This window comes from Hamadaea sp. (assembly GCF_013362815.1).
Taxonomy (GTDB): domain Bacteria; phylum Actinomycetota; class Actinomycetes; order Mycobacteriales; family Micromonosporaceae; genus Hamadaea.
Genome location: NZ_JABFVK010000038.1, coordinates 60,630 through 84,431 on the forward strand (window position 1 = coordinate 60,630; position 23,802 = coordinate 84,431).

Annotated in this window: 21 protein-coding genes; 9 read left to right on the plus strand and 12 right to left on the minus strand. The window is 69.7% G+C overall.

Annotated features, from left to right (window positions below; genetic code table 11):
* Positions 1-53 precede the first annotated feature (53 nt).
* A complete protein-coding gene (locus HOV77_RS19265; protein ID WP_290863815.1) occupies positions 54-1,229 on the plus strand; it encodes a thiolase family protein in 1,176 nt (391 codons plus the stop codon).
* Between the two features lie 131 nt (positions 1,230-1,360).
* On the opposite strand, the gene HOV77_RS19270 is transcribed toward HOV77_RS19265, so the two are convergent.
* From HOV77_RS19270 to HOV77_RS19295, 6 genes are all read right to left on the minus strand, one after another.
* Complete coding sequence (locus HOV77_RS19270; protein ID WP_290863816.1) at positions 1,361-2,095, minus strand: alpha/beta hydrolase; 735 nt, start codon at positions 2,093-2,095, stop codon at positions 1,361-1,363.
* Complete coding sequence (locus HOV77_RS19275) at positions 2,092-3,117, minus strand: DUF3626 domain-containing protein (RefSeq protein ID WP_290863817.1); 1,026 nt, start codon at positions 3,115-3,117, stop codon at positions 2,092-2,094. The genes HOV77_RS19270 and HOV77_RS19275 overlap by 4 nt, the downstream gene beginning before the upstream one ends.
* Before the next feature lie 42 nt (positions 3,118-3,159).
* A complete protein-coding gene (locus HOV77_RS19280) occupies positions 3,160-4,239 on the minus strand; it encodes an LCP family protein (protein WP_290863818.1) in 1,080 nt (359 codons plus the stop codon).
* A gap of 186 nt (positions 4,240-4,425) precedes the next feature.
* A complete protein-coding gene (gene lon / locus HOV77_RS19285; RefSeq protein WP_290863819.1) occupies positions 4,426-6,777 on the minus strand; it encodes an endopeptidase La in 2,352 nt (783 codons plus the stop codon).
* A gap of 122 nt (positions 6,778-6,899) precedes the next feature.
* On the minus strand, positions 6,900-7,325 hold the full coding sequence (locus HOV77_RS19290; RefSeq protein WP_290863820.1) for a VOC family protein: 426 nt from the start codon (positions 7,323-7,325) through the stop codon (positions 6,900-6,902).
* Between the two features lie 58 nt (positions 7,326-7,383).
* Entirely contained in the window at positions 7,384-7,821 is a 438-nt protein-coding gene (locus tag HOV77_RS19295) for an AraC family transcriptional regulator (protein ID WP_290863821.1), read from the minus strand.
* An 80-nt stretch (positions 7,822-7,901) separates the two neighbouring features.
* Here HOV77_RS19295 and HOV77_RS19300 point away from each other — a divergent pair, with 80 nt between their 5' ends.
* Positions 7,902-8,465, plus strand: a complete 564-nt coding sequence (locus HOV77_RS19300) for a helix-turn-helix domain-containing protein (RefSeq protein WP_290863822.1) — start codon at positions 7,902-7,904, stop codon at positions 8,463-8,465.
* Between the two features lie 4 nt (positions 8,466-8,469).
* Positions 8,470-9,705, plus strand: coding sequence for an MFS transporter (locus HOV77_RS19305; protein ID WP_290863823.1), 1,236 nt, complete (start codon positions 8,470-8,472; stop codon positions 9,703-9,705).
* A gap of 78 nt (positions 9,706-9,783) precedes the next feature.
* Here HOV77_RS19305 and HOV77_RS19310 read toward each other — a convergent pair whose 3' ends face one another.
* Positions 9,784-10,248, minus strand: coding sequence for a MarR family transcriptional regulator (locus HOV77_RS19310; protein WP_290863824.1), 465 nt, complete (start codon positions 10,246-10,248; stop codon positions 9,784-9,786).
* Between the two features lie 96 nt (positions 10,249-10,344).
* On the opposite strand from HOV77_RS19310, the gene HOV77_RS19315 reads away from it, so the two are divergent.
* Positions 10,345-11,922 carry an MFS transporter gene (locus tag HOV77_RS19315; RefSeq protein ID WP_290863825.1) on the plus strand — a complete coding sequence of 526 codons (1,578 nt, stop codon included), beginning with the start codon at positions 10,345-10,347 and terminating at the stop codon, positions 11,920-11,922.
* An 82-nt stretch (positions 11,923-12,004) separates the two neighbouring features.
* Here HOV77_RS19315 and HOV77_RS19320 read toward each other — a convergent pair whose 3' ends face one another.
* Positions 12,005-12,415, minus strand: coding sequence for a MarR family transcriptional regulator (locus tag HOV77_RS19320; protein ID WP_290863826.1), 411 nt, complete (start codon positions 12,413-12,415; stop codon positions 12,005-12,007).
* A gap of 47 nt (positions 12,416-12,462) precedes the next feature.
* Between HOV77_RS19320 and HOV77_RS19325 the strand changes: the two genes are divergently transcribed.
* Positions 12,463-13,494, plus strand: coding sequence for an NADP-dependent oxidoreductase (locus HOV77_RS19325; RefSeq protein WP_290863827.1), 1,032 nt, complete (start codon positions 12,463-12,465; stop codon positions 13,492-13,494).
* A 205-nt stretch (positions 13,495-13,699) separates the two neighbouring features.
* On the opposite strand, the gene HOV77_RS19330 is transcribed toward HOV77_RS19325, so the two are convergent.
* Positions 13,700-14,956: a chloride channel protein gene (locus HOV77_RS19330; protein ID WP_290863828.1), complete on the minus strand. Its 1,257-nt coding sequence runs from the start codon at positions 14,954-14,956 to the stop codon at positions 13,700-13,702.
* A 60-nt stretch (positions 14,957-15,016) separates the two neighbouring features.
* Between HOV77_RS19330 and HOV77_RS19335 the strand changes: the two genes are divergently transcribed.
* The 4 genes from HOV77_RS19335 (at position 15,017) to HOV77_RS19350 (ending at position 18,740) form a co-directional block, all read left to right on the plus strand.
* Positions 15,017-15,595, plus strand: a complete 579-nt coding sequence (locus HOV77_RS19335; RefSeq protein WP_290863829.1) for a DUF308 domain-containing protein — start codon at positions 15,017-15,019, stop codon at positions 15,593-15,595.
* A gap of 7 nt (positions 15,596-15,602) precedes the next feature.
* The gene (locus HOV77_RS19340; RefSeq protein WP_290863830.1) at positions 15,603-16,766 is read left to right on the plus strand and encodes a hypothetical protein; all 1,164 of its coding nucleotides are present in this window, start codon (positions 15,603-15,605) and stop codon (positions 16,764-16,766) included.
* 118 nt (positions 16,767-16,884) lie between these two features.
* Complete coding sequence (locus HOV77_RS19345; protein ID WP_290863831.1) at positions 16,885-17,469, plus strand: hypothetical protein; 585 nt, start codon at positions 16,885-16,887, stop codon at positions 17,467-17,469.
* Positions 17,469-18,740: a hypothetical protein gene (locus HOV77_RS19350; RefSeq protein ID WP_290863832.1), complete on the plus strand. Its 1,272-nt coding sequence runs from the start codon at positions 17,469-17,471 to the stop codon at positions 18,738-18,740. Before HOV77_RS19345 ends, HOV77_RS19350 begins: the two co-directional genes overlap by 1 nt.
* Before the next feature lie 79 nt (positions 18,741-18,819).
* Here the strand turns inward: HOV77_RS19350 and HOV77_RS19355 are convergent, their stop codons facing one another.
* Genes HOV77_RS19355 through HOV77_RS19365 form a run of 3 tightly spaced genes read right to left on the minus strand, consistent with a single transcriptional unit; the run spans position 18,820 to position 23,802 of the window.
* Entirely contained in the window at positions 18,820-20,481 is a 1,662-nt protein-coding gene (locus HOV77_RS19355; RefSeq protein WP_290863833.1) for a hypothetical protein, read from the minus strand.
* Positions 20,474-21,304 carry a hypothetical protein gene (locus HOV77_RS19360; protein WP_290863834.1) on the minus strand — a complete coding sequence of 277 codons (831 nt, stop codon included), beginning with the start codon at positions 21,302-21,304 and terminating at the stop codon, positions 20,474-20,476. The genes HOV77_RS19355 and HOV77_RS19360 overlap by 8 nt, the downstream gene beginning before the upstream one ends.
* Positions 21,305-21,306: 2 nt before the next feature.
* Positions 21,307-23,802, minus strand: coding sequence for a glycosyltransferase (locus HOV77_RS19365; RefSeq protein WP_290863835.1), 2,496 nt, complete (start codon positions 23,800-23,802; stop codon positions 21,307-21,309).

The window sequence follows — 23,802 nt, forward strand, 5'->3', positions numbered from 1 at the left end:
TACCCCAATGATCCATCTTTCTGGACCACGCCACCGTCCGTACGCTGAGCGGCGTGACCGAGGTCTTCCTGCTCGACGCCGTACGCACTCCGTTCGGCCGCTACGGCGGCGCGCTGTCCGGCGTACGCCCCGACGACCTGGCGGCGCACGTCCTGCGGGCGGTCGCCGACCGCACCGGACTCGACCCGGCGACGGTGGACGAGGTCTACCTCGGCGACGCCAACCAGGCCGGCGAGGACAATCGCAACGTCGCCCGGATGGCCGCCCTGCTGGCGGGCTGGCCGACGAGCGTACCGGGGACGACGGTGAACCGGCTGTGCGGTTCCGGCCTCGACGCGGCGATGCAGGCGTCGCGCACGATCGCGGTCGGCGACGCCGAGCTGATCGTGGCCGGTGGCGTCGAGGCGATGAGCCGGGCACCGTGGGTGATGCTCAAGCCGGGCAAGGGTTTCCCGCAGGGACACGAGACGTTGCACTCGACGACGCTGGGCTGGCGGATGGTGAATCCGGCGATGCCACCACAGTGGACGGTGTCGCTGGGCGAGAGCACCGAGCTGCTCGGGGAGAAGTTCCAGATCGGCCGGGCCGAGCAGGACGCCTTCGCGCTCCGGAGCCACCGGGCGGCCGACCGCGCTTGGAACGCAGGGTTCTACGCCGACCACGTCGTGCCGGTTCCCGGCGTCGCCCTGGAACGCGACGAAGGCATCCGCCCCGACACGACGCCGGAGGCGCTGGCCAAGCTCAAGCCGGTGTTCCGCGCGGACGGAACGGTGACGGCCGGCAACGCGTCTCCGCTCAACGACGGCGCATCCGCCGTCCTCTTAGGCACGCAAGTGGCGGCCGACCGGCTCGGGGTCACTCCCCTCGCCCGGATCGCCGGGCGCGGAGCGGCCGCCGTCGACCCCGACGTGTTCGGCATCGGGCCGGTCGAGGCGGCCGAGACCGCCTTGCGCCGGGCCGGCATCGGCTGGTCCGACGTCAAGGCGGTCGAGCTGAACGAGGCGTTCGCCGCTCAGTCGCTGGCCTGCCTGGCCAGCTGGCGGGAGCTCGACCCGGCGATCGTCAACGTCAACGGCGGCGCGATCGCCATCGGCCATCCCCTGGGCGCGTCCGGCGGACGCATCCTGGGGCAGCTGGCCTACGAACTGAAGCGGCAGGGCGGCGGCTACGGCCTGGCCGCCATCTGCATCGGCGTCGGCCAAGGCCTAGCCGTAGTCCTCCAGGCCTGACCGCCCCTTGCAGTCCTCCAGGCCTGACCGCCCCTTGCGCGTTGATCATGAACCTAGGGTCCCGGATGTCCGGCGCGTCGCGCCCTCAACACCCTGATCAACTCCGCGAGCGGGTGATCACCAGCTGGCGGTCAGCCGCGGAGGAAGTCCACCACGAGCGGGTTGAGCCGCTCGGGGCTCTCCAGGCTAGGCAGGTGCCCGGCCCAGTCGAGCTGCACCCGGTGCGTACCCGGGACCTGCTCGGCGACGTGATCGGCGATGTTCGAGAACACCTCGAAATCGTGGTCGCCGGAGACGGCGAGCGTACGCGCGCTGATCGCACTGATCTCGAAGGCCTCGTGTCGCGGGGCGACCTCGTCGGCGTCGATCTGAACCTCGAGGGCGTGCCGCTGCATCGTCGCGACCAGGTCGCGGGTCTCGTCGGTGGCCAGCGGCCCCAACCAGGTACGCACATTGAGTTCGACAGCGCCGTCGATGTCCCGGGCCTCCAGCAGGGCTTCTTCCTGCTCGTCGAACTCGTCGGCGTCCGGGGTCGACGGGAACCCGCGCAGTCCCGCGCACAGCAGCGCGAGCGACGTGACGCGGTCGGGCCAGCGGGCCGCGATCTCGAGCGCGACGCGGCCGCCCATCGAGGAGCCGACCAGCGAGAACTGATCGATGCCGAGGGAGTCCACCACGGCGATCACATCTTCGGCGTTGTTCCACTCGGCGGTCGGCATCGGCGTCTCGCCGAATCCGCGGAGGTCGGGCCGGATCTGGGTGAACCCAGGGGCGTCGAAGGACGCCCACATCCGCCGGTCGCAGACCCCGGCGTGGAGCAGGACGACGGCGGGGCCGTCACCGATGACGTCGTACGAGAGAGTCATAGATTCCTTTCGAACGGTCGCCCGAATGCGACCAGGGTGTGCCAAAGATACTTGATCAACTGGAGCACCTCGAGCTCGGGGCCGAAGTCTGCCCAGCTGGAGGGCGTACGCACGACCGACTGCGCGGCCCGGCCGACGATCTCCGCATCGAAGTAATCCACTCCGTAGAGCGCGCAGACGTACTCGGCGAACTTCGGCGTCTCCGGCCCGCGGAACTCATCGTCCACATCCGACGGAGACAACGTGAAACCGGTGTGCCACAGCAGTTCAACACCCGCATCGCTGGCCGCCTTCGCCAACGCGTCGCCGGTCGGCGTACCCCGGAACGACGGGTCGGCGACGATCGCCTCCGCGTCGCGGCCGAGCTCGATCACGCCGTGCACCTGGGCTTCGATGTAGTCGTCAAGCATCCGCCCGAGCGCCGCCGGATCGAATCGGGCCGCCGGCAGAGCCCGGATCGCTGCGGTCGAGCCACCCTCGGCGAGGTACGCCGCCAGCACCGGCTCGAACGCGGCCATCGTCCCGATGTGCTCCGGGCCGAGGTGGCTGTCGTGGAAGGTGAACGTGCTCCGGTCGTTGGCGGCCGGGCGCAACCGCAGGTGGCAGGAGCCGAACCGGGGCGCTGCGCCGTCGGCATACCCGGCGAGGTTGAGCGCGCCGTACTTGGGCCGGTCGGCCGAGAGCGCCCCGTCTGCGTGGTACGCCGCCCCGAACAGCGACAGCTCCCACCCATCGCGGTCGCCGCCGAGGAAAGCCGTCCGGCTGCCGTTGCTGATCCCGGTCTCGTACTGGCTCCGGTAGCGGCCGTCGGCCGCGAGCGCCTCGGCGACGGTGAGACCGGCGGTGAGACCGCTGGTGGCGATCCGATCCGGGTGGAAGTTCAGCGTGATCCGGCCGTGCTCGCGGACGAGGCCGATGAGCTCGGTCGCGTCCGGCACCGCCGGCAGGCTCGCCCCGGCGGCCGAGGCCACCCGCGTCACATGGGCCAGAGCAGCGGCGTTGGCCGCGGACAGATCACTCACGGGCCGAACGACATCACGTCCGTCCGGTCGGATGCAACTCGGTTACGCCTGCGGAGAGCCCACGTTCACATACTTCTTGTTAGCCGCCGCCCAAGCGTCGAGCTTGTCCTGCCGCAGCGCCAGGAAGTAACTCTTCGCCGGTCCGCTGGCCAGGTTCTCGCCGAGATAGCGGCTGCCGCTGTACGCCCCGGAGCCGGGCAACCCGACCTGCGTGATCGACTGCGGAGTCAAGTTGCGCAACGCGTACGCCAAAGCAACGGGCTTGATCCCGACGACCGTGAGCATCTCGCCGAGCGCGCCCACGACGTTGTCGATGGAGGCCGGGTTGCTGAGGAAGTCGCCCTGCAGGATCTTGCCGACGGCGGCCTCGATGATCTGGCGCTGGTGCCGCTGGCGCGTGTAGTCGCCGCCGTTCGTGTAACGCTGGCGGGCGTAGTCGAGGGCCTGCCAGCCGACCATGTGCATGTTCCCGACGTTGTAGGTCATGCGCGGCCCGGAGTAGCCGTGCTCGCAGCGCGGGCAGCTGGGCCGGGGCTTGCCGTCGGGCGCCCGGTGAATCGAGACGACCTTCTGGTCGACGTAGATGTCGATGCCGCCGAGCGCGTCGATCAGCTTGGTCAGGCCGCGGAAGGTGAGCACCGCGCCGCCGTCGAACTTCGGAATGCCCGTGTACGCGCTGACGGTCTTGGCCATGAGCTGATAGCCCTGCTGGACGCTGGGCTTCTTGACGCCCGGAACCCGAGAGCCGTACATCATGGCGTGAGTGATCTTCGTACGCTCACCGCCGAACTTCGCGGGCGGGAACGCGGGGATGTTCACCACGAGGTCACGCGGCAACGACGTCAGGTACGCCTTCGTCAAGTCGGCGTTGACGTGCAGGATCATCAGCGCGTCCGACCGGGGGATCCAGTTCGGCTGGCTCTCCCGGTTGTCGATGCCCGCGATGAGGATGTCGAGCGGCCCCTTGATGTCGGCCCCGGCGGGCGGAGTCGGGCTGACCTGAACCGACGGCGAGGGGGACACCGACGCTGACGGCGCGGCCTCCGGCTTCTTGTCCTCCGACGTGCAGGCCCCCAGGCCGAGCAGCAGCACAGCGACGGCGAGATACGCGATTCGGCGCATGAAGCGGCCCTCCCCAGGGTCGTGGTGGAGACACCATACGACGTGTCGGGGAGGGCCGCTCGGCTGTCTGCGCCGGACGCGATCTCGCTGGATCAGGGTTCCGGGCCGAATCTTGGGTCATGATTCGACCGAGAACCCTGATCCAGCGCCCAAGGTGACAGCGCCCGAAGGCGCGAGCGCCGAGGGTCAGACGGTGACGAGGTCGCGCTCGCCGTCGCCTTCCGCGGCGAGACTGGGCGCCGGGGCGAGCGCCAGCGTCAGCACGTCCGCGACGTCGGCGAGCGGGTGCACCTTGAGCACGTCGCGCACCTCGGTCGGGAGGTCGTCCAGGTCCGGCTCGTTGCGCGCCGGGACGATCACCTCGGTGAGCCCGGCCCGGTGCGCGGCGAGCAGCTTCTGCTTCACCCCGCCGATCGGCAGCACCCGGCCGGCCAGGGTGACCTCGCCGGTCATCCCGAACTCGGGGCGTACCGGGCGGCCGGAGGCCAGCGAGGCCAACGCGGTCACCATGGTGATGCCCGCGCTCGGGCCGTCCTTGGGCACCGCGCCCGCCGGAACGTGCAGGTGGATTCGCTTGCCCGCCAGCACGTTCGGGTCCAGCCCCAGCTCGCGCCCGTGCGAGCGCAGGTAGGACAGCGCGATGTGCGCCGACTCCTTCATGACGTCGCCGAGCTGACCGGTCAGGGTCAGCCCCGGCTCGCCGTCCATCGCGGTCGCCTCGATGAACAGCACGTCACCGCCCGCGCCGGTCACCGCCAGGCCGGTGGCCACACCCGGGGTCGCGGTCCGCTCGGCCGACTCCGGGGTGAATCTCGGACGCCCCAGGTACGCCGTCAGCTCGTCGGTGTCCACGCTGATCGAACCTGTGTCGCCCGCGAGCTGCACGGCCGCCTTGCGCAGGATCTTCGCCAGGGCCCGCTCAAGCTGGCGTACGCCTGCCTCACGGGTGTACTCGGCGGCGACCTTGCCCAGCGCGCCGTCTGTGACGGTGACTTCCTCGGCCGTCAGCCCGGCCCGGTCCAGTTGCCGCGGCAGCAGGTGCTCGCGGGCGATCGCGACCTTCTCCTGCTCGGTGTAGCCGTCCAGGGTGACGAGCTCCATCCGGTCCAGCAGCGGGCCCGGGATGCTGTCGACGACGTTGGCGGTCGCCAGGAACAGCACGTCCGACAGGTCGAGGTCGACTTCCAGGTAGTGGTCGCGGAACGTGTGGTTCTGCGCCGGGTCGAGGACTTCCAGCAGGGCTGCGGCCGGGTCGCCGGCGTACCCCGCCGACACCTTGTCCACCTCGTCCAGCAGGATCACCGGGTTCATCGAACCGGCCTCGCGCAGCGCCCGGACCAGGCGGCCCGGCAGCGCGCCGACATACGTACGCCGGTGGCCCCGGATCTCCGCCTCGTCGCGTACGCCGCCAAGTGAAACCCGGACGAAGTTCCGGCCGAGCGCACGCGCGACGGATTCGCCGAGGCTGGTCTTGCCGACCCCGGGCGGTCCGGCCAAGGCGAGAACCGCGCCGGAACCACGGCCGCCGACGGTCTGCAAACCCTTGGCGGCACGGCGATTGCGTACGGCGAGGTGTTCGATGATGCGGTCCTTGACGTCGGACAGCCCCGCGTGGTCGGCGTCGAGCACCGCCCGGGCCGCGGCCAGATCCGTGTTGTCCTCGGTACGCGTGTTCCACGGCAGGTCGAGGACAGTGTCGAGCCAAGTCCGGATCCAGCCTGCCTCGGGAGTGGCGTCGGAGGCTCGTTCGAGCTTGTCCACCTCGCGGAGGGCCGCCTCGCGTACCTTCTCGGGCAGGTCGGCCGCCTCGACCCGGGAGCGGTAGTCCGCCGAGCCCTCGGGCTCGTCCTCGCCCAATTCCTTGCGGATCGCGGCGAGCTGCTGCCGCAGGAGGAACTCCCGCTGCGACTTCTCGATGCCCTCGCGGACGTCGTTGCCGATCTGCTCGGCGATCTCCTGCTCGGCGAGGTGCTCGCGCGCCCACCCGATGAGCAGCTCCAGCCGATGGGTCACGTCGGCCGACTCCAGCAGCTCCATCTTCTGCGGGAGGGTCAGCCAGGGTGCGTACCCGGCGGTGTCGGCCAGCTCGGCGAGGTCGGTGATGCGGTCGACCGCGTCGATGACCTGCCACGCGCCCCGCTGCTGGAGCAGGGACGTCAGCAGCGCCTTGTATTCGCGGGCGAGCTCCCGGGTCTTGCCGTTGACCGGGGCGTCGGCGAGGATCTCGGCCTCGACCCAGAGGGCCGCCCCGGGGCCCGGTACGCCGGAGCCGATCCGGGCACGGGAGACACCCCGGAGGACGGCGGCGGGTTCGCCACTGCCGGCCAGGCGGCCGGACTTCTCGAGGATCGCGGTGACGCCGTGCGTCGCGTAGTCGCCGTCGATGCGCGGCACCACGAGGAGGGTCTTGTCGCCGGCTGCGCGCGCCGCGTCCACGGCGGCCTGCGTACCGGAGTCCAGGGTCACGCTGATGACCATGCCGGGCAGGAGCACGGCGTCGTTCAAGGGAAGGACCGGGAGGACCTGGTAGTCCGTCATGTGAACACCTGCCATCACGTTAGTTGAGCGTGACAGGCTCAATTCCTCCCGGTCCCGTTCTGTTCCTTCGACCGGTCATCGTGTGACCTAGGCCACTACAGCCAGCTCAAATCCGCCGGGTCTCAGCTCAGGTCGGCCGGGTCGAACCGCTTGGGCTGCACGAGGACCAGCCAGTTGCCCGAATTATCACGCATAACCGCTTCGACGCCGTACGGCCGGTCGGCGGGCTCCTGCAGGAACGTCACGCCCTTGTCGACGAGTTCCTCATAGGTCTTGCGGCAGTCGTCGACGCGCAGGCCCAGCCCGCCCATCTCGCCCTTCTCCAGCTGCCGGCGGTAGAAGGCGGCCGCCTCGTCGTTCATCGGCGGGCCGGGGACCATCAGGGTGACCTCCAGCTCGGGCTGGCTCGGGTGGCCGAGCGTCACCCAGCGGAACCCGGCCATGGTGGCGTCGACGCGTACCTCGAAACCCAGCACGTCCACGTAGAAGTCACGGGCCTTGTCCTGGTCGAGGCAATACACCGTGACCAGCGAAATGTTGGTAATCATGGGCTCACCGTAAGCCCGACCCCCGGTGTCGCTGCTTCTTTCAGATTGCTCGCCCGGCTTAACTCGCCCGGTCGGGTCCAGCCGTCTTGGTGTGATCGAAGACCCCACGCATGAACAGGTAGCAGCCCGGCATGTGCGGCCCGCCGCGCTCGGCCCACCGGTTCCGGTACGCCGTCGGCGTCTCCCCCACGAGCGAAGTGAACCGGGTGCTGAACGAGCCGAGGCTGCTGAACCCGACGATCATGCAGATCTCCGTGACGGTCAGGTTGGCCACCCTCAGCAGATCCTGCGCGCGTTCGATGCGCCGCCGAGTCAGATAGCGGATCGGGGTCTCGCCGTAGGTCGCCTCGAAGCAGCGGGCGAAATGGAACTTGGACACCCCGGCCACCGCCGCGATCTGCTCGAGATCGAGCGGCTCCCGGTAGTTGCGGTCGATGTGGTCGCGCGCTCGCCGCAGATGCGCGAGCAGCTCGACCGGCACCGTGCGGTCTCCCACGCCGCCAGCCTCTCATATTGACGTAAATAAGATCCAGTAGGAATCTTGTGGATCCTGGTGGATCTTCGTAAGGTCTTCCCATGACGCGCGACATCACCGATCCGGAGATCCTCAAGGGGCTGGCCCAGCCGATCCGGCAGAAGATCTACCGGCTCCTGGCGCAGATCGGCCCGGCGACCGGCGGCGAGCTGTCCAAGCGGCTCGGCACCGACCCCGGGCAGACCAGCTACCACCTGCGGGAACTCGCCAAGCGCGGGTTCGTCGAGGACGTCCCGGAGTTGGCCCGGGACCGTCGCGAACGATGGTGGCGGCTCGTGCCGGGCGCGATCTCCTGGTCCAATCTCGGTCTCGCCGGCCCCGAAGGCGCGGCGGTGGCGTCGGCGGCCAAGGCCCAGATGGTGATCGACGAGTTCGACCGCGTAGTCCGCTACGAGCAGACGCGTACCGAATGGTCGTCCGAATGGCAGCAGGCGGCCTTGAGCAGCGATTCCTTCCTCCGGCTGACCTCCGCGGAGCTCGCCGAGCTCAATCGCGAGCTGATGACGGTCGTCCAGGACTGGGCCGCGCGGACGCGTCACCTCCCCGTCGGCGGCGAGCGTCAGAACGTCTTCCTCTTCCTGCACTCCTTCCCCGAAAGGCCGTGACCCCGTGACCACCCTGGCTCCGCCCGAGACCGTCGAAGCGCCGGTCGTTCCGGCCCATCGCGTCCCACAGTTCCGGCGGTACGCCACCGGCCAAGCCGTCTCCGTCCTCGGCGACCAGGTCTGGTACGTGGCGCTCTCCTGGGCGGCGGTGCAGATCGCCTCGCCCGGAGTCGCCGGCGTGCTGCTGTCGATCAGCGCGCTGCCCCGGCTGGCGCTCATGCTCTTCGGCGGCGTCCTCGTGGACCGGCGGGAACCTCGTCGGCTCATGGTCCACAGCGACCTCGTACGCGGACTGATCTGCGTCGCAGCCGCCGCCGTGGCGGTCTGGCAGCCGAGCGTACTGCTGCTGATCGTGGTGGCCCTCGCGTTCGGGGCGGCCGACGCGGTCTTCCTGCCCGCCGCAGGCGCTCTGCAACCGCGGCTGCTCACCCCGGCCCAGTACGCCGGAGGCAACGCTCTCATCTCGACGGTCAACCGCCTCGCCCTGACCTTGGGTGCACCGCTGGGCGGCGTACTCGTGGCGACCGGTGGACTACCGACGGCGTTGGTGGTCAACGCGGCCACCTTCGCAGTCTCCGTACTCGCCCTCCGCTCACTCAAGCCTGCGCCGGTTTCGGCGTCTACATCGGACGCGTCGAAAAGCGGTCTTCGGGACGGGTTGCGGTACATCGCCGGACATCGCGTACTGCGGGCGACCATCCTCGTCGGGCTGCTCGGCAACCTCGGCTTCGTCGGCCCGATGAACGTCGGCCTGGCGTTGGCGTCGCAGTCGGCCGGATGGGGCGCGACCGGGATCGGCCTGCTGCTCTCGGGCTTCGGCATCGGCGCGATCGTGGCCGGTCTCGCCATGATGCGCTTCCGCCCGCACACCGGCATCGGACCGATCGCCGCCGTCTGCTTCGCCCTCCAGGGAGTCGCCGTCGTCGTCCCCGCCGTGACGCACAGCCTCCCGCTCGCCGTGGTGGCGACCGCCATCGCCGGGCTCACCAGCGGACCGGCCGGCATCCTGCTCGGGTCACTGACGCAGTCCGCCACTTCCGACGCGTACCGGGGCCGGGTGTCCAGCGTCAACGCGTTGGCGAACCTCGGCCTGACGCCGTTGGTCATGGCCGCCGCCGGGTGGGCTACCGGCCTGTTCGGTCTCGTGCCCGCCATGGCGGCGAGCGGTGCCCTCGAACTCGTCGCCGCAGTGGGCTGTGTGGCGCTGCCCGCCCTACGAACCGCCCGCCTCCCCCGCTGAGGCCTTTGGTGATCAGGCCGTCCTGGGATTGATCAGGGAGCTGCGGACGCGACACGCCGGGTGATCATGCCCGATAGTTCATGATCGCGCAGAAAGGTCGTCGTCGGCGGAGAGGGCGCACGCGCCGTAGACGCCTTCGAGCCACTTGCGGACGGTGGCCCGCTCCTCGGCGGAGAACCCCGCTTCGATCCGCTCTTCCCACCGGGCGGCGGCGACCCTGGCCTCGGTCAGCCGCCGCCGGCCCGCGTCGGTCAGGAACAGCTGGTGCGTACGCCGATCGCCGGGGTGCGGCCGTCGTTCGATCAGCCCGTCGCGCTCGAACGCGGCGAGCATCTCGTTGGCGGCTTGCCGGGTTGCTGCGCAAGCCCGCGCAACATCGGAGTTGGACGATCCCGGGTGGGCTTCGAGAATCATCAGTGTGGCGTACTGCGGAGTCGAGAGCCCGTATGCCTTGAGCTCGGCGTTCAGCGCGCCCCGCAGGCCGAGCCAAGCGGTGCGGACCTGGAACGCCAGCGATCCCGGTTCCGAGAGGAACGTTCCCATGCGCTACATCCTGCCCGCTCGCCAATTGACAGGGACCTGACAATCTGCCAGGCTCACCATCGTCAGGTACCTGTCGAATGTACCCAGGGGTGTGCCATGACCACCAGCGAACCGTCAGCCACGAAGCGCAGACTGATCCTCCTCGTCCTCGTCGGCTCCCAACTGCTCGTCTGGATCGACAACGCGATCCTCGGCAACGCCCTCGAAACGCTGGCCGACCCGGCGCGCGGGCTCGCCGCCTCGCCCGGCCAGCTGCAATGGGCGGTCGGCTCCTACACGCTCGTCTTCGCCACGCTCATGTTCACCGCCGGAGCGCTCGGCGACCGCTACGGGCACCGGCTCGTACTGGGCGTCGGCATGGCCGTCTTCGGCGCCTCCTCGCTCTGGGCCGCGTACGCGACCAGTCCGGGCGAGCTCATCGCCGCTCGGGCGGTCATGGGCGCGGGCAGCGCACTCGTCATGCCCGCCACCATGGCCGTCCTCACCTGGACCTTCCAAGGCGCGGCGCGCGCTCAAGCGTTCGCGCTGCTCTCCTCGGCCGCCGGGGTCGGGATCGCCATCGGCCCGGTGCTGTCCGGGGCGCTGCTCAGCAGCTTCTGGTGGGGCTCGGTCTTCCTGATCAATCTGCCCATCGTCGCCTTGTCGCTGCTCGGCATCGCGACCCTGCTCCCGGAGTTCAAACCGCCGGCGGCCCGGGCGCTGGACCTGCCGGGCCTGGCGCTTTCCGTGAGCGGTCTGGGTCTCTTGGCGTATGGCCTGATCAGAGCGGGACAAGTCGCGGCCTGGGATCGGCCCGAGGTCTGGGGCACCGTCGTGGCCGGGCTGGCCCTGCTGACCGGTTTCGTGGCCGTGGAGCTCAAGGCGCGGCAGCCGAGTTTCGACCCGCGGCTGCTCGCGCGGCGGATCTTCGGCGGCGGCACCGCGGGCCTCGGCCTGCTCTTCCTCGCGATGACCGCGAACACCTTCTACTCCGCGTTCTACCTGCAAGGCGCGCGCGGCTACAGCGCGCTACAAGCAGGTCTGCTGGCCCTTCCGGCCGCGATCGGCGTCATGATCGCGGCGCCTCTCGCCAATCAACTGGTACGCCGAACGTCGGTGCGAACGGTGACGGCCACCGCTCTGACGGTCGCCGGGCTGGCCATGGGCGCCTGGAGCCTGGTCGGGCTGAGCACCCCGATCATCGTTCTCGAAGTGCTGATGCTGATCCAGGGATCCGCGATCGGCATGGTCATCGCGCCGGTGACCAACGCGGTCATGGGTACGCTGCCGCTGGAACGGGCCGGCGCCGGTTCGGCGGTGAGCAACACCGTACGCCAAACCGGTGCAGTGCTTGGGATCGCGCTCGGCGGCACCATCATGTCCATTGTGTACCGCTCGGCCGTTTCGCCGTCGCTTGACGGGTTACCCGCCTCGCTTCGCTCGCAGGCGCTCGTCTCGGCCGAGTACGCCCGGGCCCTCGGCGATCCCGCCGTCACTGCGGCCGCCGACGACGCCTTCGTCCACTCGTTGCACGTCGCGACACTGTGGACGATGGGGTTCGCCCTGCTCGGGGCGGTTGTGCTGGCCTTGTTCCTTCGGCCCGCTCCCGCTCCCGCCGCCGACCCCGCGGCTCCCGGCGCTACCGCTCCCGCGCCCCCCGCCGCTACCGCTGCTCCCGCGGACCTTTCCCGTTGATCATGAACTAACCGGGGTGATCGACGGCGTTTTCCCAGGTCGCCGTTCTGGTTTCCAGGTGATCGACTCCGTGAGCGGGTGATCAACGGGGCTCGAGCATCTTGCGGAGCAGATCGCGCAGCTGCACGCGCTCGGGTTCGGTCAGCGATCCCAGCGGTTCGGCAGCGAATCCGAGCGAGCCCCGGAGGTCGTCGACGACCCGGCGGCCGGCCGGCGTGAGGGCGACGTTCTTCACCCGCCGGTCGCCGGGGGCGGGCTCGCGTACGACCAGTCCCCGGCGCTCCAGCCGATCGGCGATGCCGGTCACGTTCGACGGGTCGCAGTGGAACTCGTCGGCGAGCCGTCGCATCGGCTGAGGTTCGGCCGCCACGAGCATCAGCAGCTTGGCCTGCATCGCCGTGAGCTGGTGCGCCCCGGCCGCGTCCTCGTAGCCCGCGTTGAACCGGGCCGCGATCTCGGCCATGAGCTGCACCACTTCTCGCGTAACCGTCATGTCCGCCAGTATAGTTGAGGTAGCTCAACTATCTATGGAGGTCAAGGATGGCTCGCCAGATCACCCTCGCGTCCCGCCCGGTCGGGTGGCCGACCGCGGACAACTTCGCGCTGGTCGAGGTGGATACGCCCGCGCCCGCCGAGGGACAGCTGGTGGTACGCAACCTGTTCATGTCGGTGGACCCGTACATGCGGGGGCGGATGAACGACGTGAAGTCGTACGTGCCGCCGTTCCAGCTCGGGCAGCCGCTCGACGGAGGTGCCGTCGGCGAGGTCGTCGAGTCGCGCGCCGACGGATTCGGCCCCGGCGACCTCGTTCTGCATGGGCTGGGCTGGCGCGATGTGGCCGTCCTCGACGCCCGCCACGTACGCAAGGTGGCTCCACTGGACGGGTTGTCACCTTCGGCGTACCTGGGTGTGCTGGGGATGACCTCCTTGACGGCGTACGCCGGACTGCTGGACGTCGCCGAGTTCAAGCCGGGCGACGCGGTCTTCGTCTCCGGGGCCGCCGGAGCGGTCGGGAGCATCGCCGGGCAGATCGCCAAGCTCAAGGGCGCGTCCCGGGTGATCGGCAGCGCGGGTTCGGCCGAGAAGGTCGCGCACCTGCTCGATCTCGGGTTCGACGCGGCCTTCAACTACAAGGACGCCGCCGGGGAGCGCTCGCGCGAGCCACAGGGAGTGCAATCAGTCGCCCAGCAGCTTAAGCAGGCCGCACCGGACGGTATCGACGTGTACTTCGACAACGTCGGCGGGGACCACCTCGAAGCGGCGATCAGCTCACTCAACCAGCACGGGCGGGTCGCCTTGTGCGGGGCGATCGCGGCGTACAACGACACGGCGCCACCTGCCGCGCCCCGGAACCTGGCGCTCGCGATCGGCAAGCGCCTGACCTTGCGCGGTTTCATCGTCAACGACCACTCGGCGCGGATGCCCGAGATGGTCGCCGAGATCAGCGGCTGGCTGCGCGATGGCAAGCTGTCCTTCCAGGAGACCGTCGTCGACGGGCTGGACAACGCTCCCGACGCGTTCCTCGGCCTGCTGCGGGGCGAGAACACGGGCAAGATGGTCGTCCGCATCTGACGCCGGCGCTCGCTGGACCGCCTACTCGATCATTGTGCTGCGGAATCGATCAGGGGGCCGTGGACGCGACACGCCGGGCGATCATGCCCGAAAGTTCATGATCGCGCGGAAAAGGCGGGCGGAAAGGGCGCGCGGAAAGGGCGGGCGGAAAAGGGCGCGCGGAAAAGGCGGGCGGGAAGGACGGGACGGTCCGGGGCGGGTGGGGTCAGTCGGCGGGGGCGACGGTTTCGACGGTCGGCTGGGCCCGACGGTCCAGGAACTTCGTCGTCAGCCAGGCTGCGGCGACGGCGAGTACCGCGGGTGGGATGGCGTCGAGGCTGGACGCGCCGACGAGGAGGCCCGCGAACAGCAGCGGCGAGAAGATCAGCCGCGTCTGGGCGGCCATGCCCGCGCCCGCCCCAGCGGCCAGGGCCAGCGTCGGGGAGGCGTCGAACCACACGACGCCCAGCGAGGCGATGGCGACCCCGAGGAACACCGCCGGGAAGATCGGGCCGCCTCGGAACCCGCAACCGAGGCAGACGGCGTACGCGAGGAATTTGGTGGCCAACAGGATCAGCACGATCTTCGTCGAGTCCGCCGTCGCGACGACACCGACCGAGGCCTGCCCGGAGAAGAGCACGTCCTGCGAGTTCGCGCCGAGCGCGCGAGCCAGCAACGCGAGCAGTCCGACGGCGAGGCCACCGGCCGGCAGAAGAGCCGGCATCGGCAGCTTCACCGTCGACACCCGCAGGCCGAGCTGCCGGACCCAGGCGACGACGAACGCGGAGAGTACGCCGGCGACGATCACGATCAAGAGCTCGCCCACGTGCACTCCGGTGTACGCGGGCAGGTCGGGCACGACCAACCCAGGTGCGTTCAGCCCGCCCCAGGAGCCGAAGCCGATGAAGATCAGGTAGCCGATGGCGGCCGCCACCAGTCCGGGCAGCAGCACCGGAAGCAGCCGGGCGCCCAGCCCGATGCCGCCTTCGACGAGCAGCATCCCCGCCACCAGCGGCCCACCGAACAGGGCGGAGATGGCGGAGAACTCGCCGGCGTTGGACAGCACCGCGGTGCCTTGTTTGTCGAGCTTGACGAAGTGGGTCACCGTCATGCCGACGACCGAGCCGAGCGCGATGACCGGAGCCTCCGGGCCGAGGACCGCCCCGTACGACAGGGAGCCGAGCGCGGCGAGGATCACGCCGGGGGCGTACGCGACCGGCGTCGGCGAAGTGCTCAAGCCTTCCAGCGGGGAATGGCCGCCGTCCCCGGGCAGGAATCGGCGGGCGAGCACCACGATGACCGCACCCAGGACGGGCAGCGAGACGACGGCGTACCACGGTGGCTCGCCTTCGCCCCAGAGCCAGTGCTCCAGCCAGTGCACGGCGGCGAGGAACAGGGCGGCCACCAGGGCGGCGGGTATGCCGATCGCCGCGCCGAGCAGGATGAGCCGCAGGTACGCGCGCCCGGTGGGTGGTTCCGCCATGCCCGCCCCCGTCTCCTCGATTCAGCCACATTTCAGGCGAATTAGCCTCATATTAGAGCCATGACGACAGCAAGCATGCCCAAGATGCCCCGATCCGCTGGGATGTCCAAGACAGCCGGTGGAATGCCCTGGTGGCTGTTCCTCATCACCGGCACGGCGTGGATCATCATCAGCTGGTTCGTCCTCGGCTTCGACAGCCGGAGCGTCGCCTCGATCGCGGCCCTCGCCGGAGCCGTCGTCCTCGTGGCCGCGGCCGCCGAGTTGTTCCAGATGTTCACCGCGCCCGGCTGGAAATGGCTGCACGGCGTACTGGCGGCGCTGTTCCTGGTCACGGGCATCCTGTGCTGGACCAACCCCGGCAAGACGGTGTTCTGGCTCGCCGCGTTCGTCGGCTGGTACCTGCTCTTCAAGGGGATCGCCGACATCATCCTGGCCTTCCTCACCAAGGCCGAGAACGACGCGTGGTGGCTCGGCTTGATCGTCGGCATCGTCGAGGTGCTGCTCGGCTTCTGGGCGGCCGGCCGGTTCACCCGCTCGCTCTACACGCTCATCGTGCTGGTGGCGGCGATCTGCCTGGCCCGGGGCATCACCGACATCATCATGGCGTTCCGCGTACGCAAGCTGCAGCACGCCGAGTGAGCGCCGGATGCGGACTCTACGGTGGACCGGAGCCGTCGTCCTCCTGGTGATCTCCAGTCTGCTGGTGGTCGCCTCGGTGACGGCCCGGTTCGCCCGCTCCGAACTGCTGAACACCGACCGATACGTCGAGACCGTCGCGCCGTTGGCGAGCGATCCCGGCGTGCAGCAGGCGATCACCACGCGCGTGACCGACGCGGTGATGGCCTCGGCCGATCTGCCCGCCCTGATCCAGCAACTCGCCGAGGCGACGGGGATCAAGGCCGCGCCGCAGGCCGCCACGCTGGCCGCCCCGGCCATCACCAACTGGATCCAGGGCCAGGTCAAGCGGATCGTCGGCGACCTCGTCTCGTCACCCCAGTTCGCCACTCTGTGGACCGAGGTGAACCGCTCCGCGCATACGCAGATCGACAAGTTGCTGACCGGTGAGGACGGCACCGTCGTCTCCACACAGGACACCGACATCGTGATCAATCTCGGTCCGGTCGTGGCAGCCGCCCGGGACAACCTCGTCGCCCGGGGCTGGGGCTTTCTCAGCAAGGTCCCCGACGTCTCGATCCCCTACACCGTCGCCACCATCGACGATCTTCCGCAGATCCAGCGGTACGTGAAGCTGCTGGACAAGGCGGGGACCTGGCTGCCGATCCTGGCGCTGGTCCTGCTCGGACTGGGCGTGTGGTGTGCGCCGAACCATCGGCGGGCGCTGCTCGTCGGGCTCGTCATCAGCGCCGTCCTGCTGCTGATCACGCTGGCGGCGTACGCGATCTTCCGGAACCGCTATGCGGACAAGCTGACCGCCAAGGGCTTCAACGCCGACGTGGCGCTCACGGTCTGGGATCAGCTCCTGCGGTACTTCGTCATCGCGCTGGCGACGACGACGGTCGCGGCGGCGCTGGCCGCGATCTGGGTGTATCTGGCCGGACCGGGCCGGGGCGCCCGGCTGTTCCGCCGGGGCGTCAACACCGCGATCGATCCGGTCGGCCGCGCGATCGGCCCGCAGCCCGGCGTACGCCGATTCATCCATCGGTGGCAACCATGGATCGCCGTGATCCTCGCCGCCGGGGCGATGTGGTGGCTGCTCGCCAGTCCGACCGTCGCGACAGCCTTCCTCATCGTGGCGGTGGTCGCCCTGCTCACGGCCGTGATCACTCTGCTGAGGCGACTGCCTGCCTGATAGTGCCGGACGAAGACCGCCCCGTTGTGCGTATCAGATGGGACTTGTGATGGATGTCTTTGTGGACGGTCGTGGTGTTAGTTTGTAGCCGGCCGGTCACGCTCTGGGGAGGCGGCGTATGGACCGAGAGATCCGGGTCGATCCCGCGGCGTTGCGGGATTTCACGAAGGACCTCACGTCGATCTTGAACGATGTTCTGCAACCGGGTCTGGAACGGCAGAAATACCTGTTCACCGACCCGGTGACGTTCGGTGAGCACAATCCGAGCGGCGAACTGTTCCAACGCCGGACGGAGACGTCCGATGCGATCCTCGCGGGGCACGAGAACCTGTCGAAGCAGATCGCGTCCTTTCAGTTTCTGATCGAGGCGGTCGGCAAGATCGCCGACGGTTACCAATCGGCGGACGCCCTGTCCGAAGGCGCTCTGCAGACGGTCTTGCAGCGTACGGCGGGGGTCGTGCCGGGCATCAACACGCCCGCCGCGGCGTCGACCGGGCCCGCGCCGTCGGCCGACAGCCCGCCACCGCCCGCAGACGTCACGCCGCCGGCCGCGGGTGATCCACCGACTCCATCGGCCGGCGACCCGCCGGCTGATCCCGTCGTGACGCAAGATCCCGTGGTGGAGCCGGAGCCGGTGTCCGTGCCGGAGTCGGTGCCGCTGGACAACGACAGCATGGAGCCGGTGAAGGTGGTGGAGGGCTGATGGCGGCTCCCTGGCAGGTCAACTGGCAGGCGTACGACGTGCCCCGGATCGCCGAGGCGGTGCAGCCCGACCCGCACGAGCGGGACATCATCCCAGCCGCGACCGCGGTCGGCGATCTGCTCGCGCATGCGGCCGATCTGCTGCTGCGCGCGGTCGGGAAACTCGAGAAGTCCTGGTCGGACAAGTCCGACGCGGCAGCCGAGACGTACGCGATAGCCCGCGCACTGGCCGCCTCGCTGAAGGGCGACTCCGAGACGTATCACCAGCTCGCGGCGGACGTCGGCCGAGTCGTCGACCAGATCGACCTGGCGCGCCGGGACGTCGAACCCGTGCTGCAGGACTGGCTCCTGCTCGGTCAGTCGGCCACGGCGACGACGACCTCGCTGACCACCGCTGCGCAGGAACTCAACCGCCGCGCCCGCGGCGCGATGGGCCGGATGGACAAGGCCGTCTCGCAGATGCAGGTCAACCGGCCGACCGCGTACAGCCCGAAGATCCTCCCGGTTTCGGTGGAGTCCGACCACGGCCGCAAGGACGATCGGCCGCGGCGCGAACCGCGTACCGATCCCGAGGGTTCGCGTCACGTTCCGCTACCGCGCGCCGTCATCGTTGCGGCCGGTGCCGTCCTCGCCCCGGCCGTCGGCTGGGCGCCCACGCCCGGACTGCCCGGCGTTTCCACTACCGTCTCCTCCTCCGCCTACTCGCCGTCGGCGGCCAGCTCGGGCGGGAATCGGTCCGCCGCGGAGGTGCTGAACGAACGGGCCAGCGCGCACGTCTACGATCACGCCTACGCGTCCGCTGACGACTCCTCGAGCGGTGGCTACGACGGACCCGGCCCGACGCTGACCGGTGGTGGCGGGCCGCCGATGACCCCGATGACCCCGGGCGCGCCGGTCTCGATGATGCCGCTCGGCATGAACAGCGGGATGGCGCCGGGCGGTGGGGCGCTCGTCCTGCCCGGTCCGGGCGTCGGCGGCGGCGGCGTACTGCGCAAGGCCACGATGAGCTGGAGCGCCACCCCCGCCCCGCAGACCGGCACCGTCATCGATGGCACTCGCGGCGGCCAGCTCGCCGACTGGGCGGCCGGCCTGCCGAAACCCACGGCGCAACCGGTGGGCACGCCTACCTGGCAAGTCGCGCGCGGTGGGCCCGGCGTGATCGGCCCCGGTTCCGTGCTCGGGCCGGGCGCGCGTCAGGCCGAGGATGAGCGGTCTCTCAAGAAGTGGTACGCCGAACTCGCTACCCCTTGGCGTGAGTCCGGTCCTTCGTGACCTTGGCCGGGTGGTTCTTCATGATCTAGGCGAGAAATGGTGGCTCTGGCAACCCATTCTCGCCTAGATCACCTTCGGGTCACCCGCGGAGACGGCGTACGACGGCGCGGGCGAACTGCTTCGGGTGCCGGATCTTCGCGGCGTACCGGACGTATTTAAACAACCGGTGATTCCGGATCGCCTCATAGCGCTGCACGTTCACCCGCATCTCGCGGATGCGCTGTTCGCGTACTTTGAGCTGCTTGTCGCGGAACCCGAGGGTGCGCTCCAGCCCGAAGACATGCCCCTGCAATTCGGCCAGCTCATGACGCGCCGCTTCGGCCTCAGCCAGGGCCGATCGCACGTCCACAGTCGACTCGTCGACGATGGGCTCGGTGGCGGCCGCGACGGCATCGGCGATCTCCCGGCCGCGTTCCACAGTAGACGTGGCGGCGGTGTCGCCCGACATGCGTAGCAGTGTGGCGACCAACTCATCGCCCGCCATCCAGGGCGGCCAAGGATGCCGTCGGCGGCCACCGACAAGGCGGTCGCGCCAGCGATGCCAAGCGGCGGCGAGGACTTCTCCGGCGGTGGCCGGTTCGGTGGTCGCCCAGCCGTAGAAGCCCGATGTGAAGCCGCTTCCGTCGTAGACGAGATCGTCGAAGCAGAGCACGTCCGACGACGACCGCGTACGCACCCAGGCCCCCAGCTCGGCGGCGAGCGCCCGGATGCCGGGGACGTCACCGGCGGCGGCCAGCCGGAACAGCACGTCCTCCGCCGTCGGGGCATCCGGCAGCGTACGCGTGCCGACCCGGGCGCGGAGCCCGTCCGGTGCACTCGGCCGGCCTGCTGCGTCCAGAATCCAGCCGGAGTCGGACCGGTCGACGGCGACGGTCACTCCGTCGGCCGCACCCTCGGCGTACGCGAGCCGGGTCGGATTGCCGCGCAGGAGCAGCCAGCTCTGGGGGACCGCGCCGAGCTGACCGGCGAGCGCGGCTGCTTCGGCGCTCTCCCCGATCGGGGCGAGCAACGGCGTCTGCTGCGCCGTGGCTTGCAGTCCGCGTACGCCCAACCGGCAGAGCAGGCTGCCCGGCCGGGCTGCGTCGGCGGCCCTCACCTCGATCAGCGTATGCGCGCCGAAGTTCGCGTACGCCACCGCACCGGAGACGCCGGCGCGCTCGGCGGCTTGGGTGAAGGCGGTCACGGATCCGGGCCGTTGGGGGTCGTCTCGTAGCGGCCACCACTCGTTGTCGCCGTGCCGTTCGTCGAGCCCGCGCCGGTCGAGCAGGCTGGTGAGGGAGAATCCGTTCTCCAGGCCGAGAATGAGCGCGGCGTCCACAGTGGCGTGCTTGAGTAGTTGGGCAAGCCGTTCCGGCCAGCTCAGATCGGGGCTGTCCGCCCCGAGGACCCGGTCAAGGCCGTCGATCGCGACGACGGCGTCATAGGGCTCGACCGAGGTGCTCGCCAGCCCGTCGAGGGCGCCCGCGACGACGTCCCATCGAGCGCTGGCGGCGGCTAGCTCGGTGGCGTCGCTGACCGAGCGGAGCAGCACGGTGACGTGATCACTCCGGTCGGCGACGAGGTCGAGCACGTCCCGGCCGTGCGGTCCGACGACGAGCGTACGCCCGGCGCGGGGCAGCAGGTCCGACAGCAGCCGGCAGACGACCGGTCCCCCGGCCGGGGGCATTCCCGGCTGATTCAGGTCGCTCCAGGGCTGCATCTCGCCGCGGACGACGCGTACGGAGCTGTCGATGTCAGTCACGGTCCCTCCAGTCGAAGAGCATCCGCATCTCCTCGGGTGGCAGCAGCCACGCTCGGCCCAGTTCCTCGTCGGTGATCTCGCGGGCAGCGACCGGATCGATCTGCTTGCCGATCATCTCCGGCCACAGCCGCCCGATCCGCTGTACGCCGCCGAACAGCGGGTTCTCCCCGGCCAGTTCCATCGGGTCGCCGTAGACGGCCGGTTCGCAGCCGACCGACACGCCGTAGAAGATCGCCGTGGCGAGCCGGTTGGACGCGACCCGCTTGTGCCGCCGGAACGCCTCCAGTTGCTTGTGCAGGAAACGCCGATCGGTGCCCTCGTAGTTCCAGCCGCGCTGACCGAAGCAGACGACGTCGAACCCGGCCTTCTCGTAGTGCTGACGGATCTCCCGGCGGGCGTACTCGGTGTAGTAGAGGCTGATCGTCACCGGGCCCCGCTCGGTCTCCTTGATCTCGTCGATCAACCGTCGATGGTTGCCGGAGATCTTGCCGCCCTCCCAGCCGTGGAAGAGGAACCAGAGGGTGCCCTCGCGCTTGTCCTCCGGCACCACGCCGAGATGCGATTCCAGCTGGAGCAGGTAGAGCCAGGGCGCGCCGACCACGTGGTAGTTCCGGCGACCGAGGTAGTGACCGCGGCGGCGCGGCCAATCGCTCCACACGTACCGCCAGGCTCCGTCGAAGAACTCGTGGACCGGATTCCAGCCGCACCCGATGTTCCAGCCGTGCTGGAGGTAGCCCCGCAATCGAGGGGGGAACTCGTCGTCGAGTCCGGCGTACCGCGCAAGGATGTGGGCTTGCCCGTAGTAATGGTTGTGGTGGTGCATGGCTAACGCACCTCGACGGTCACGCGGTCGGAATGCGGGCGCAGGGTCAGCTGCCGATCCTCGACGACGACAGTGATCGACGCGTCCGCGGCGAGGAACGCGTCCGGCTGGACGGCGTACGGCCGGGTGCCGATCGGGAGCGCGACCAGCTGCCAGATCACCGCGGACGGGTTGGCTCGCGGAGATCCGGCGATCAGACTGTCCACATCGGTCAGTGAGGTCCACCGCGTGCCGGTCTTGCCGACGGAACACGCGACGTCCGCGGAGCCGGTCCGCCGCCAGACCAGCGGCACGTCGAGGGCGCCCCACGCCTGCCCGGAGACGACGATCTGCTGCGCCGACAACCCGATGTCGTCGGCGATCGGGCGCACCGGCCCCTCGGTGATGACGACACAGTTGTCCGGGGCCCGGCTGACCTGGATCAATCGCCCGCCGTAGACCTGGGTGACGGCGTGGGTGAGGCCGAGGGCGAGCACCGGCCCGCCTGCTTGCAGCCGCCACACCGTACGCCCCGTCACCGGGTCGTCGGGGTCGTCCTCCTGCACGAGGCCGGCCAGCGGAATCCGGGCCGTGAAGCGGTCGGCGTCCGGGCTGGTCACGATCTCGCAGTCGGACACGGGCTCTTTCGCCCAGGTACGCGACAACGTCAGCTCTTTGTGCGGCTTCTCGACGGGCGGGGCGTCCTCGCGCGTCCGCCCGCTGTCCTCAGGGGTCGGCGGCGTGCCCTCGCGCGTTGGCGGCGTGCCCTCGGGGGTCGGCGGCGTGCCCTCGCGCGTTGGCGGCGTGCCCTCGGGGGTCGGCGGCGTGCCCTCGCGCGTTATCCGGGATAACGCGGTTATCTGCGCCGTCAAAGCCGCGTTATCCGGGATAACGCGACCGGAAAGCGCCGACCCGAGCGCCGACCCAGCGGAGGCGTCATGAGGTAGGTGTCCATGAAGGACGATGACATCGTCCCGAATGACAGCGGAGTCAAGCCGAGCAGGATCAACGATGTGCCGTAGCAGCAGCCGGTTGTCCTCGGCCGGAACGGGCTGCAGCCAAGACCCCCCGTTGATCCAGGCACCGGGCGGCATACTCGGGTTGCCGGGCCCGACATTGCGCAGCACGGTGGTCCGTTTGACATGGCCCTGCGTGATCGTGGCCCGCAGCGTCGCAGGTTCGTTCCGGGCGGGAATCCCGGCGAGCATCGAGTGCGGTACGCGCACCGAATACCCGACGAGGCTGCGATCCCCGTGGCTGTCGTATGCCGGAAACCGCTCGACGGGCAGCGGAACTTCGACGCCGTCGGCCTCCAGCACCATGCGCAGCTTCGAGGTGGCGTCGATGGGCAGGTGCCGGATCTCGGCGGTGCCCCGGACGACGAGTTCGTGCGCCCCGACGGCGTCGGTGATCCAGTCCAGGTCGGTGACTGTGGTGGTCGCCGCGTATGGAGCCCGTCCGGGTAGCCGCAACATCGGTCCCACCCCGTCGGACTGCCGCCGCCACGGCATCGGCGTACGCCCGCCGCGAATGGTGCCGAGCGCGCCGTCCCGGCGGATCTCGGCGACCGTCCGCAGCAGCTCGATGTCGGCGTTGCGCAAAGCGTTGTGCTGCAACCGCCCGAGGTACGACGACCGGGCGGCGGCACCCTTGTCGATGCGCTCGGCGAAGCACTGCGCGATCCGGGCCAGCCGGGCGCAGTCCTCATCGGACAGCTCGCCGAAGGCGTCGACCAGCGTCACCATGTCCACCTGCGCGAGGTGCATGTGCACGGTGTTGCGCAAGTACGCCGGAAGCTCCTCCACGAGGTTCAGCACCATGTCGGCCGACCGGATGCGGTCGCACAGGTTCGTGAACTCGGCCCGCCGTTGGGTGATGGAGTCGCCGGAGGTGCGTTCGCGCCAGTAGTAGTTCGGCTGCGCCACGATGTCGACGGTCACCGCGTCGAGGTACGCCTTCAACGTGACCGGGTAGTCCTCGTACCGGATGGCCGGGAACGCGTACCCGAACTCGTCCCAGAAGCTGCGCCGGAAGACCTTGTTCCACACCATGCGGTCGATGGCCAGCTGGTCGTACTCGACCACGTGAGTGGCCGGCCGGTTGGCGGCGAAGACCTTGCCATGCAGCCACGATCCCCATGAGCCGTAGTCGTCGAACCGCCGCGCGCCGGCCGCCGCGAAGGAGGAGCCGGTCTCGTCCAGCGAGTGGATCATGACCTCGAACGCGTGCCGGGGCACCAGGTCGTCGCTGTCTACGAAGGTGATGTACTCGCCCGAGCTGTACTGGACGCCGGTGTTACGCGCCGGGCCGAGGCCTTGGTTGGCCTGCACGACCAGCTGGAAGCGCGGGTCGGCCCGGCAGTACTCCTCGGCGATCAGGGCGGTGGCGTCCAGCGACCCGTCGTCCACCAGGATCACTTCGAAGGCGTCGAAGGTCTGCCGCCGGAGCGACTCGAGACATTCGCCGATGTATTCGGCGACGTTGTAGAACGGCACGACGACACTGAGTCGAGGCGTCAC